Source organism: Algibacter aquimarinus, from assembly GCF_039543265.1.
GTDB lineage: Bacteria > Bacteroidota > Bacteroidia > Flavobacteriales > Flavobacteriaceae > Algibacter_B > Algibacter_B aquimarinus.
Genome location: NZ_BAABJK010000004.1, coordinates 1,092,332 through 1,104,740 on the forward strand (window position 1 = coordinate 1,092,332; position 12,409 = coordinate 1,104,740).

At 32.8% G+C, this 12,409-nt stretch carries 12 protein-coding genes; 10 read left to right on the forward strand and 2 right to left on the reverse strand.

Annotated elements, in window-relative coordinates; translation table 11 throughout:
* Position 1: 1 nt before the first annotated feature.
* The 9 genes from ABD939_RS07570 to ABD939_RS07610 all read left to right on the forward strand — a co-directional run bounded on the left by ABD939_RS07570 (position 2) and on the right by ABD939_RS07610 (position 6,945).
* Positions 2–139 (forward strand): FeoB-associated Cys-rich membrane protein, encoded by a 138-nt coding sequence (locus ABD939_RS07570; RefSeq protein ID WP_345166512.1) that lies wholly within the window; start codon positions 2–4, stop codon positions 137–139.
* A 46-nt stretch (positions 140–185) separates the two neighbouring features.
* Positions 186–1,073: a 3-keto-alpha-glucoside-1,2-lyase-like domain-containing protein gene (locus ABD939_RS07575; protein WP_345166515.1), complete on the forward strand. Its 888-nt coding sequence runs from the start codon at positions 186–188 to the stop codon at positions 1,071–1,073.
* A gap of 130 nt (positions 1,074–1,203) precedes the next feature.
* Positions 1,204–1,863 carry a metal-dependent transcriptional regulator gene (locus tag ABD939_RS07580; protein ID WP_345166518.1) on the forward strand — a complete coding sequence of 220 codons (660 nt, stop codon included), beginning with the start codon at positions 1,204–1,206 and terminating at the stop codon, positions 1,861–1,863.
* Positions 1,850–2,647, forward strand: coding sequence for a transporter (locus ABD939_RS07585; protein WP_345166521.1), 798 nt, complete (start codon positions 1,850–1,852; stop codon positions 2,645–2,647). Before ABD939_RS07580 ends, ABD939_RS07585 begins: the two co-directional genes overlap by 14 nt.
* A 6-nt stretch (positions 2,648–2,653) precedes the next feature.
* Positions 2,654–3,556 carry a metal ABC transporter solute-binding protein, Zn/Mn family gene (locus ABD939_RS07590; RefSeq protein WP_345166524.1) on the forward strand — a complete coding sequence of 301 codons (903 nt, stop codon included), beginning with the start codon at positions 2,654–2,656 and terminating at the stop codon, positions 3,554–3,556.
* A 5-nt stretch (positions 3,557–3,561) separates the two neighbouring features.
* The gene (locus tag ABD939_RS07595; protein ID WP_345166527.1) at positions 3,562–4,299 is read left to right on the forward strand and encodes a metal ABC transporter ATP-binding protein; all 738 of its coding nucleotides are present in this window, start codon (positions 3,562–3,564) and stop codon (positions 4,297–4,299) included.
* 3 nt (positions 4,300–4,302) lie between these two features.
* Entirely contained in the window at positions 4,303–5,430 is a 1,128-nt protein-coding gene (locus ABD939_RS07600) for an iron chelate uptake ABC transporter family permease subunit (RefSeq protein ID WP_345166530.1), read from the forward strand.
* Entirely contained in the window at positions 5,423–6,583 is a 1,161-nt protein-coding gene (locus ABD939_RS07605) for a metal ABC transporter permease (protein ID WP_345166533.1), read from the forward strand. The genes ABD939_RS07600 and ABD939_RS07605 overlap by 8 nt, the downstream gene beginning before the upstream one ends.
* Before the next feature lie 2 nt (positions 6,584–6,585).
* Positions 6,586–6,945, forward strand: a complete 360-nt coding sequence (locus tag ABD939_RS07610; protein ID WP_345166536.1) for a YraN family protein — start codon at positions 6,586–6,588, stop codon at positions 6,943–6,945.
* A 32-nt stretch (positions 6,946–6,977) separates the two neighbouring features.
* On the opposite strand, the gene ABD939_RS07615 is transcribed toward ABD939_RS07610, so the two are convergent.
* On the reverse strand, positions 6,978–8,312 hold the full coding sequence (locus ABD939_RS07615) for a TlpA family protein disulfide reductase (protein WP_345166539.1): 1,335 nt from the start codon (positions 8,310–8,312) through the stop codon (positions 6,978–6,980).
* A gap of 34 nt (positions 8,313–8,346) precedes the next feature.
* Positions 8,347–11,757 (reverse strand): transcription-repair coupling factor, encoded by a 3,411-nt coding sequence (mfd, locus tag ABD939_RS07620; protein ID WP_345166542.1) that lies wholly within the window; start codon positions 11,755–11,757, stop codon positions 8,347–8,349.
* A gap of 215 nt (positions 11,758–11,972) precedes the next feature.
* Between mfd and ABD939_RS07625 the strand changes: the two genes are divergently transcribed.
* A complete protein-coding gene (locus ABD939_RS07625; protein ID WP_345166545.1) occupies positions 11,973–12,404 on the forward strand; it encodes a tellurite resistance TerB family protein in 432 nt (143 codons plus the stop codon).
* Positions 12,405–12,409: the final 5 nt, after the last annotated feature.

Consider the following 12,409-nt stretch of genomic DNA (forward strand, 5'->3'; position numbering starts at 1 on the left):
AATGAATACTATAATTCAAAATATATTAGTTTTTTCTTCAATAGTTTTGGCTATTTCTTTTTTGGTTAAAAAATTCTTCTGGAAAAAAACGAAGCCCAAAAAAGCTTGTGGAGGAGATGATGGTTGTGGTTGTCATTAAAATCTATTACTTTAGTTTATAAGTACACATGATAAACCTTTTTAGAATGAATAAGAGACCTTTACTGTTATTATTGTTTTTAGTATTAGTTTTTGGTGCATTTTCGCAACAAAATGATAAAACCCTAGAATTATTAGATGCCAACTTAACATATTTCAACACGTTTATTGGTGTACCTCATAATACAATAGTTGGTTTACCAGAAGGCACGTTTCAATCAACTGATGTTACAAAAGGGAAACCACTAGGACTAAATAATGATATTAAACATGTTTTTACCACTACCAACAGAAACGGTGAAACCATATTAAATATTAGCGGCGAAATCTACGGATCTATTACCACAAAAGAAAATTACAGCAATTACCATTTTAGTACAATGTTTAGATGGGGTAACAAAAAATGGGAACCTAGACTCCTTAGAAAAAAAGATACAGGAATTTTGTATCACAGTTATGGTGATTATGGTCGATTTTGGAACACCTGGAAAACATGTTTAGAATTTCAGGTACAAGAAACAGACCTTGGTGATTTCATTTCTTTACCAGGCAATAGTGCTAAACCAAAAGTTGGTGGTCCAAAAGTAGACATTAGAGGAGATAATAAAGCTGAAACTAAACAATATAATCCAAATTTTGATACGTATTTTGAAGGTAAAGGCTATATACATGCCTATTTAGAACCTCAGAATCCTCATGGTAACTGGAATCATTTAGAACTCTATGTAATTGGTAATGATGCAGTACATGTTGTAAATGGTAAAGTTGTAATGGTAGTAGAGAACGCCATTAACCCTGAAACTAATAAACCTCTAACTGAAGGACAAATACAAATTCAATCTGAAGCTGCAGAATGTTATTATAAAGACATGACGATAACACCGATTACTGAATTTCCTGAATTCATTAAAAAAGCTGTTAAGTTCAAGCCATAGCCTTTATTTTATTAAAATAATTTTACATTAAAAGTTGACTTTTCTAACAATGAAAAGTCAACTTTTATTTTTTTTAACTACATTTGAAAAAATATTTAAGCTTACTTAAAAAATTAATTAAAGCAACCTAATGTCTGTAGCCATTGAAAATTTTGTAAAAGCTATTTACAAAAACGGAAAACGAAATCAAAACGATACCAAACCAGGTAATATCGCTAAAGAACTAGGTATATCTAATGCCGCGGCTACCGATATGGCTAAAAAATTAGCCCTTAAAAACCTTATTGACTATGAAAAATATCAAGAGCTAAAACTTACAGATAAAGGCACTAAAATGGCTTTAAATGTTGTACGGAAACACCGTCTTTGGGAAGCACTTTTATTCAAACTCTTTGATTTATCATTACACGACATACATAGAGAAGCCGAATTGTTAGAACATCAAACCTCTGATTTGCTTGCCAATACAATAAGCGAATATCTTGGTAACCCAAAATTTGATCCGCATGGCGACCCTATTCCAAACGCTAAGGGAGAAATAACTACAATTGATACATCTATTGCATTATCAAATACACAAGAAGGGCAGACTTACACTATTTCGAGATTAATGAGCGATGATAAAGAATTCTTTGACTTTTGTGCGCAAAACGGTTTAAAGTATGGTAATACAGTTTTAGTTACCAAACAATTCAGTAAAAATAAAATGACTCAAATTTTAATAAATAACAATACCATTCTTCTTAACGAAGATTTTACATCAATTATATATGTTAATGAAAAGATTTAAGCACACAGCATCAATTCTGCTCCTGGCAACAGTATCAATAACTTTTGCACAAGAAAACAACGAAACTTTAGGTGCTCTAGTAACTGATAGACCCGATGCTACTGAAGCTTCTTCAACCGTAGGCAAAGGTGTTTTACAATTTGAAACTGGAGGTTTATATGAATCTTTTGAAGCAAATTCTGTAAAATCAGAAAATTACACATTCAATACCATGCTTATTCGCTATGGGCTATTAGATAATTTAGAACTTCGATTAGGCTGGGATTTTGTTGAGGGTATAACCAAAGTAAATGGTAACAAACTCGATAATGTTATAAGCGGGTTATCGCCTCTTTTATTAGGAATGAAAATTGATATTTCAGAAGAAAACGGAGCAATGCCGGAAATTGCATTGATAGGGCATGTGTTTCCCATATTTAGTGCGTCTGCAGATTACAGACCAGAATTTACAGGCGTAGATTTTAGGTTATCGCTATCGCATACATTAAGCGAAAAATCAAGTTTAGGTTATAATATTGGTGCACAATGGGGTGATGATTCTGCCGAAGCATCAGCTATTTACACTTTAGCTTATGGGTATAGTATAAGCGAAAAAATTGGCGCTTATGCAGAGTTGTATGGCGATTTTCCGGAGGATAATTCTGCAAACCATTATTGGGATGCCGGTTTCACCTATTTAGCTAATAATGATTTACAATTTGATATCTATTTTGGAACAAGTATTACTGAAGGGCAGGACCTTTTAGTTGGTTTAGGGTTAAGTTATAGAGTCAGAAAAAAATAATTAAAAATGAAAAAAACACTAATATTCTTACTTCTCGTAATAACCTTTAGTTGTAAAAACGAAAAAGAGACTAACGAAAAATTAAACGTAGTTACGACAACAACTATGATAACCGATTTGGTTAAAAACATAGGTAGCGAACATATTAACCTCAAAGGTTTAATGGGAAGTGGTGTAGACCCGCATCTGTACAAAGCTAGCGAGGGTGATGTTACCAAACTATCAAGTGCCGATATTATTTTTTACAACGGTTTGCATTTAGAAGGTAAATTGGTTGAAGTTTTTGAGAAAATGAAAAACAAAAAAACTGTTGCTGTGGCTGAAGCTTTAGATAAAAGTACATTGATAGGCTCTGAGTATTTTGCTTCAAATTATGATCCACATATTTGGTTTGATATTGATTATTGGAAACTAGCCACCAACTTTGTTGTAAAAACACTCTCTGAGGCTATTCCTGAAAAGAAAACCGATTTTGAAACCAACGGTAAAACATACCTCCAAAAACTAGATTCATTAAGCGATAAACTAAAAAAAACAATAGCAACTTTACCAAAAGAACAACGCATTTTAGTAACCGCACATGATGCATTTAATTATTTTGGAAAAGCTTTTGATTTTGAAGTTGTGGGACTACAAGGACTCTCTACAGCTACAGAAGCTGGAGTTCAAGATGTTCAAAAGTTATCAGCTTTTATCATAGAAAATAAAGTAAAAGCTATTTTCGTGGAAAGTTCAGTACCTAAACGTACTATTGAAGCACTTCAAGCATCAGTTAAATCAAAAGGTCACGAAGTTACTATTGGCGGAACACTTTTTTCTGATGCACTTGGAAATGCAGGAACCGTTGAAGGTACTTACATAGGAATGTTTGAATACAATGTGAATACCATTGTAAATGCATTAAAATAAATGAGATGAGTAAAAAAATAGCTGTAAAAGTTGATGATTTAACCGTAGCCTACAACTACAAACCTGTACTTTGGGATATTGATTTAGAAATTCCGGAAGGTGTACTTATGGCTATAGTTGGACCTAACGGAGCTGGAAAATCTACACTTATAAAATCCATATTAGGTATTTTAAAACCCATAGCTGGTAGTGTAAATATTTTTGGCAAGAGCTATGAAAAACAACGTCATTTGGTTGCGTACGTGCCACAAAAAGGAAGTGTAGATTGGGATTTTCCAACTACTGCTTTAGATGTAGTAATGATGGGGACTTACGGGAGTTTAGGCTGGATAAAACGCCCTGGACAAAAACAAAAAAAAGCAGCATTAGAGGCATTAGAAAAAGTTGGCATGTTGCCTTTTAAAAACAGGCAAATAAGTCAGCTTTCTGGCGGGCAACAACAACGTATATTTTTAGCACGTGCATTGGTGCAAAACGCATCTATTTATTTTATGGATGAACCTTTTCAAGGTGTTGATGCAACCACCGAAATAGCTATAATTAATATTTTAAAAGAGCTTCGGAAATCTGGAAAAACAGTTATTGTTGTACATCATGATTTACAAACTGTTCCTGAATATTTTGATTGGGTAACCTTTTTAAATGTGAAAAAAATTGCTACTGGGCCTGTAAAAGATATTTTTAATGATGATAACCTAACCAAAACTTATGGTATTAATTACAAAGTAAGTATCCAAGAATAAAAAATGGATATAACAGAATACATAAAACTTGTCTTTTCTGATTACACACTCAGAACGATTACCTTAGGAACCGCCATATTAGGTGCAGTTTGTGGGATGCTTGGCAGTTTTGCTGTTTTACGAAAACAAAGTCTTTTAGGTGATGCCATCTCTCATGCAGCCCTCCCCGGAATAGCTATTGCGTTTTTAATTACAGGCACGAAAGATAGTAACACATTATTATTAGGCGCTTTAGTTAGCGGCTTAATTGGTACATTCTGGATTCGTGGAATTATTAAAAAAACACATTTAAAATCTGATACTGCTTTAGGTTTAATTTTATCATTGTTTTTTGGTTTCGGGATGTTATTACTCACTTTTATTCAAAAACAACCCAATGCCAATCAAGCAGGTTTAGACAAGTATTTATTCGGACAAGCCGCTACATTATTAGAGAGTGACGTATGGATGATGGCTACAGTAACTGGAATTTGTTTATTTGTTTTACTATTATTTTGGAAAGAATTTAAAATCCTTCTTTTTGATGCCGATTACACAAAAACATTAGGGTTTAACACAAAGTTTATTGATATTTTAATTACTTCGTTTATTGTACTAGCTATTGTTTTAGGCCTTCAAACCGTTGGTGTAGTACTTATGAGCGCTATGTTATTAGCACCTGCTGCCGCCGCTCGCCAATGGACTAATAGTTTAGGAAAAATGGTGATGATTGCATCTGTTTTTGGTGCATTTTCTGGAGTTTTTGGTACTGCAATAAGTGCTAGTCAAAATAACCTATCAACAGGTCCTGTTATCGTTATTGTTGCTGGTGTTTTTGTGTTATTTTCATTTGTATTTTCACCAAGTAGAGGTTTACTTTTTAAGCAAATTAGATTTATTAAAAACCGTCGCGACTTACAATTACATAAAACTTTAGCATTCATGTATAACATTGTTGAAAGTCATGATAACATTTCACACCCTCATGCCATCAAAATATTAAACAATTTTCAAGGATACACTAAAAACACATTAAAGAAATTAGTAGACAAAAATTATGTAATACTTAATGGAAGCGATTGGAGTTTAACAGACGAAGGGTTTAAAATAGCTTCAAATTTATACAACCAACAAACGGAGAATAATGAGTAGTGCACAAATAGAAATACAACTTATTGCCAGTTTAGTTGCTGTGGCTTGTGCTATTCCAGGTACATTTTTAGTGCTCAGAAAAATGGCCATGATTAGTGATGCGATAAGTCATTCCATTCTTCCTGGAATTGTAATTGGTTTTTTTATCACACAAGATTTAAACTCACCATTACTCATTTTTCTTGCAGCTTTAACCGGTATTATTACTGTTGTTTTGGTAGAATATATCCAAAAAACAGGCCTTGTAAAAGAAGACACCGCTATTGGATTAGTTTTCCCAACCCTATTCAGTATTGGGGTTATTCTAATCGCTAAAAATGCTAATGATGTTCACCTTGATGTGGATGCCGTTTTATTAGGTGAATTAGCTTTTGCTCCGTTTGACAGATTAATAATTTCTGGAGCAGATGTTGGCCCAAAATCTTTATGGATTATAGGAACTATTTTAATAATTACCATTGGGCTGCTATTTGCATTTTTCAAAGAATTAAAAATAAGCACTTTTGATGCAGGTTTAGCGGCATCATTAGGGTTTTCACCTGCTGTTATTCATTACGGACTTATGACAGTTTCATCTGTTACAACCGTAGGTGCTTTTGACGCTGTTGGAGCAATTCTTGTAGTTGCTTTAATGATTGCGCCTGCTGCCACTGCCTATTTATTAACTACCAATTTAAAACGCATGTTAATTTACTCCATAATTTTTGGGGTTTTTAGTGCTATTTCTGGGTATTGGTTAGCGCATTGGTTAGATGCTTCTATTGCAGGATCTATTACAACCGTGTTGGGTTTACTCTTTTTAGTTGTTTATTTATTTGCACCTAGTAAAGGTATTATTGCTGTTTATTACAGAGAAAAACAACAACGTACAGAAGTATCTTTACTCACTTTTTTATTGCATTTAAAAAATCATACGGAAGAAACTGAACGCCATGTAAATCATCTTAATGAACATATTAATTGGCAAAAAGTACGCTCTAAAACTGTTTTAGATTTGGCATTGAAAAACAATATGATTCAATTTGATAAAAACATTGTATCGTTAACTGAAAAGGGTGAAGATTTTACCTCTCAAGCTATCGATTATATTATAACAAATGAAGACAGCAAGATTGAACATATGAAAGATGATTTCTTTTTGTTTAGGGGGTAATTATGGCACAACACAACGAACTCGGTAAAAAAGGTGAGCAACTTGCAGTAGATTTTCTACAAAAAAATAACTACAATATCATAGAACGCAATTACCGTTTCGATAAAGCGGAAGTAGATATTATTGCTCAAAAAAAAGACATTCTTGCTATTATTGAGGTAAAAACACGATCTACTACCGATTTTGGAAATCCAGAAGATTTTGTAAAGCCTAAACAAATTCAACGCTTGGTAAAGGCTGTTGATGAATATGTAACCGTAAACAACTTAAATGTAGAAGTTAGGTTTGATATTATTGCTATTGTAAAAGAAGGTAAAGGTTTTAATATTGAGCATTTAGAAAATGCCTTTTATCACTTTTAAAACACTAAAATAAGTTCAGCTTGAAAACAAACTTATTCAGTAACTTCAAAAAATGATTTCAACACTTCAAAATCCTCTGGTTTAGAGATAATTTGCTTCTCTTTATTTAAAATAAAATAAGTTGGGGTAGCTGTTACACCGTAAGTGTTTCCTATTTCGTTATCCCATTTTCCTTCACCATAAACATGAATAAATTCTGGATATGTATAGGTTAAATCTTTCCATCGATAAGGTTCATCTTCCAAACCAATAGCAACCACCTGAACTAACCCTTTTTCTTTATTTTTTATAAAGCTTTGTAACTGCGGAATTTCATCTAAACAATGTGAACATGAACTGCTCCAAAAGACTAAAATATAATTATTATTACCTTCTAAGTCGCTTAAATTTTTAGTGACTAGCTTTTCATTTTCTTTAATTTCTATTGAAAAATCTGGTGCGGTTTCTCCAATTGCAGTATTTATAAGTAGCATCAATCCTTTAACTAATTCTTGATCGTTTAATGATATAGCAATGTCAAGTAAATACGTTTCAGATATATAGTTAGCAACACTTTCAAAATTCAAATCCCGCATTTGTTCCCATAAATCTATCAATAAAATTCGCTTTACTTCATTGGATACATCTTTCATAGCCTTACAAAACACATCAATATTGTTTTTGTAATTCTGTACTTCATCAACACCATCTGCTTTTGTTCCAAAAACATAATTTAACATGCGTTCTTCTAAAAAACTAGAACTTTGTAGTGTGGTATTGTTAAAATCTACATAATCAAAATAATGCGTTTTTAAACTATTAATGTAAGTATTAACATCTTTAAATTTTTCAGGAATATAAGGCTTATTTGCTTTTATAAATTCCAACGCAATCATACCTTTTGCAGCTTTCTCAAAGTTTAATTGAGTTTCTTTCTGCGTTTTAAAAATGGTTTTTAACGCCGTTGTATCATTACTCTTTTGTCTAAAATAACTACCTATACTTTGAGTAATCATAGACATACTATTTGTGTACGACGCAATTAATTTATTCTCATTTGATGATAAAAATTCAACTCCTGTTTCAGCGTTAAATTTGAGTTCTATATCTTCTTCTGTATTATAAATAACATCAAAATTATAATCTTCTTGAGGCACGGCGTAAACAACGCGGTACATACCTTTTGTAGCTGTAGAGTCTAATTTAAATTCAAAAGTGCCATCTGCTTTCACTTCAGAATTGGTGATGTATTCTGATAATGTTGGAGTTACTTTATAAAGCAAAGCCACATTATAATCTTCAGCTGGAGAAAAGGTTCCTTTAATAGTGTTTTGCCCTAAAAGTATGGATGGTAATAAGAGGGATAAAACAATAATTCTGTTTAACATGGATTAATATCTTTATTTATTTGATAGACAACAATCAAGCCATAATGGGTTGTAAAGCTTCTAAAGCTTGTTTTACCGATTTTATAGATTCAAAAGTAAGCAATAATCGTAAACCGTTTCGTGTTTGCTTCTCTTTCATTTTACATACTCCAGGGTTTTTTTGTACAAATTGAAGCACTTTTGTAAAATATACACTTTGGTAAAAATTACTTTGCTGATCGTTTATAAAATAACCTATCAACTTTCCTTGCTTCATAATTACTTTTTCAAAACCTATTTTGGTTGCTATCCACTTTATTTGGACACTATTTAATAAATCGGTCACTTGTTGTGGCAATTCTCCAAAACGATCTATTAATTCTTTTTCAAATTTTTGTAATTCTTCTTCCGTTTTTAAGCTGTTTAGTTGCGTGTACAAGCTTAACCTTTCAGCAATATTATTAATGTAATCATCTGGGAAAAGCAATTCAAAATCCGAGTCTATTGTTACATCTTTCACATAAACTTTATCAGCTTCATCTTCGTTATACAAATCCTTAAATTCGTTTTCTTTAAGCTCTTCAATAGCTTCATTTAGGATTTTTTGATAGGTATCAAAACCTATTTCGTTGATGAATCCACTTTGTTCGCCACCAAGTAAATCGCCTGCACCTCTAATTTCCAAATCTTTCATAGCGATGTTAAAACCGCTTCCTAACTCTGTAAATTGTTCTAGGGCTGTAATGCGTTTTCTAGCATCATCTGTCATTGCAGAATATTCTGGTGTGATGAAATAACAGAACGCTTTTTTATTACTTCGCCCAACACGACCACGCATTTGATGTAAATCGCTCAACCCAAAATTATTGGCATTATTTATAAAAATAGTATTTGCATTGGGCACATCTAAACCACTTTCCACAATGGTGGTACTAACCAAAACATCAAAAGCACCATCCATAAACTGTAACATAAGTTGTTCCAATTTTTTGCCATCCATTTGCCCATGACCAATACCTATTTTAGCATCTGGCACCAAACGTTGTATCATTCCTGCAACCTCTTTTATGTTTTCAATCCGATTATGAATAAAGAAAATTTGTCCACCACGTTGAATTTCATAACTCACCGCATCACGAATAGTTTCTTCATTAAAACGGATAACATGACTTTCAATAGGATATCGATTCGGAGGTGGTGTGGTAATTACAGACAAATCTCTTGCAGCCATTAAACTAAACTGCAACGTTCTTGGTATTGGCGTTGCTGTTAACGTAAGTACATCAACATTATCTTTTAGCGTTTTAAGTTTTTCCTTTACTGATACGCCAAATTTTTGCTCTTCATCAACTATAAGTAAGCCTAAATCTTTAAATTTTACGTTTTTATTTACGAGCTGATGTGTGCCAATAATAATATCGACTTTTCCCTGTTCTAAACCCTCTAAGGTTTCCCGTTTTTCTTTAGCAGTTCTAAATCTATTAACATAATCAACAGTTACAGGGAATTCTTTTAAACGGGCTGCAAAAGTTCTAGAGTGTTGATACGCTAAAATGGTTGTAGGCACTAAAACAGCAACTTGTTTACCATTATCTACTGCTTTAAAAGCGGCACGAATAGCGACTTCGGTTTTACCAAAACCAACATCACCACAAATAAGTCTGTCCATGGGACGCTCGCTTTCCATATCGGCTTTAATATCAGCAGTGGCAGTACTTTGGTCTGGTGTGTCTTCGTAAATAAAAGAAGCTTCCAACTCATGTTGCATATAACTATCTGGATTGTATTGATAGCCTTTTTCTGTTTTACGTTTTGCGTAAAGTTTTATAAGGTTGAAAGCAACATGTTTTACACGCGCTTTTGTTTTTTGTTTTAAGGTTTTCCAAGCGGTGCTTCCTAATTTATAAATTTTAGGTGGTTTACCGTCTTTACCATTAAACTTGGTGATTTTATGCAAGGAGTGAATACTTAAATAAAGCACATCACGCTCTCCATAAATCAGTTTTATAGCCTCTTGTTTTTTGCCTTCTACATCTATTTTTTGAAGTCCTCCAAAGCGCCCAATACCATGATCGATATGGGTTACATAATCACCAATATCTAAATTGGTTAGCTCTTTTAATGTGATGGCCTGCTTTTTCGCATAACCATTCTTTAATTGAAATTTATGATAACGCTCAAAAATTTGATGATCGGTATAACAGACTATTTTATTATCATGGTCAATAAAACCTTGGTGCAATGAGAGAATTACGGTTTGATATTCGTTTACTTCGAGTTTTGCATCATCAAAAATATCATGAAAACGTTTAGCTTGTTGCTCACTTACACAAGCTATATAATTGGTATATCCGTTTTCTTGATTTGTGTTTAAATCTTCAATTAAGAGATTAAATTGCTTATTAAAAGCAGGCTGTGGGGTAGTGTTAAAAACGATTTCGTCATTACGAGGAGCTTGCGACGCGGTAATCTCATCCAATGAAACAGATTGCGACGTTTCACTCGCAATGACGTTCGTATTAAAAATAGAAGTACTCCCAAATTCAATAATTGAAAAATCGAGTAATTGTTTTTTTAATAATACTGAATTACAAAATAACTCATGAGGTTCAGCATGTTTAATATCTTCAGAAAGGCCTTTAAAAGCCTCTTGAGCTTTTGAATAAAAATCGTCTATTCTTGAAAAAAGTAAATCGGCATTTTTTAAACACACTACTGTTTTTTGTGCAATATATTTAAGGAAACTTTGTCGCTTTTCTTCTAACAATTTATTGGCAACATTGGGAATAATATTGATTTTCTTAATTTGTTCTATTGAAAGCTGTGTTTCTACATCAAAGGTTCTAATGCTATCAACCTCATCTCCAAAAAATTCAATTCTGTAGGGCTCATCATGAGAAAATGAAAATACATCTACAATACCACCACGTACTGAAAATTCTCCAGGTTCTGTAACAAAATCTACCCGTTTAAATTGGTATTCAAATAAAACTTCGTTTATAAAATCGATAGACACCTTATCGTTTACACCTACTTTTAGCGTATGGCGCTCTAATTCTTTTCTGGTAACCACTTGCTCAAAAAGGGCATCAGGATAGGTTACAATTATTGCCGGCTTTTTTTGAGAGTTTATGCGGTTTAAAACCTCGGCACGTAATAATACGTTTGCATTATCGGTTTCTTCTATTTCATAAGGTCTTCTATAACTACCTGGATAGAACAAAACATCTTTATCACTTAATAATTGCTCTAAATCGTTTAAGTAGTGCGCCGCTTCTTCTTTGTCGTTAAAAACGAGTAGGAAAGGTTTATCAACGGTTTTAAAAACACTTGAAATTACAAAGGAAAATGATGACCCTACTAGTCCTTTTACATGTGTTTTACTTTCAGTTTGGGCAATAGCATTTTGAAGATTTTGCGTTTGCAAAGCCTTTAAATAGGTTTGAGAGATTGCAGGTTTACTCACCTAATTTTGTTTTGAGGTGCAAATATAAGGCTTAGATATGTTTTATTATGCCACGAATTCACAAATATTTCTAACGAAATAAAAATAGTTTCACATAAAGTTAAAGAATTTCGTTATGGGATACCTACCCATATAATACCGTCTAAAAAATTAAAATTTTCAGTTTAAAATCTTAAAAAAAATATGTAGGTTTGCAGCACTAAAAAGAAGTATATATGTCGTTTTCAGATTTATTTGATAGTGGTTTTAAAAAGCGTAATGAGAGTCATTTTGCTGCTATAGTTCGTGTAGCCATGGCTGATGGTGTTATTACTGATGATGAAAAGGAATTTTTGGATCGATTAGCGCAGCGTTTGGAGATTGGTGATAATGATTATAAATCTATATTAAAAGATTATAATTCTCACCCAATTAACCCACCTGTGTCTTACGATCTTCGTTTAGAGCGTTTATACGATTTAGTACGCATGATTCATGTAGATACGATTACTGGAGAATCTGAAATGTTACTTTTAAAGAAAATTGCTGTTGGACTTGGATTTCATGCAGTGAACGTAAAATACATTATAGATAAAGCATTAACACTTGTAAGTAATGGTGCTGATTTGGATGATTTTGTGGACCAAATTAAGAATATGAATAGGTAAAGAAT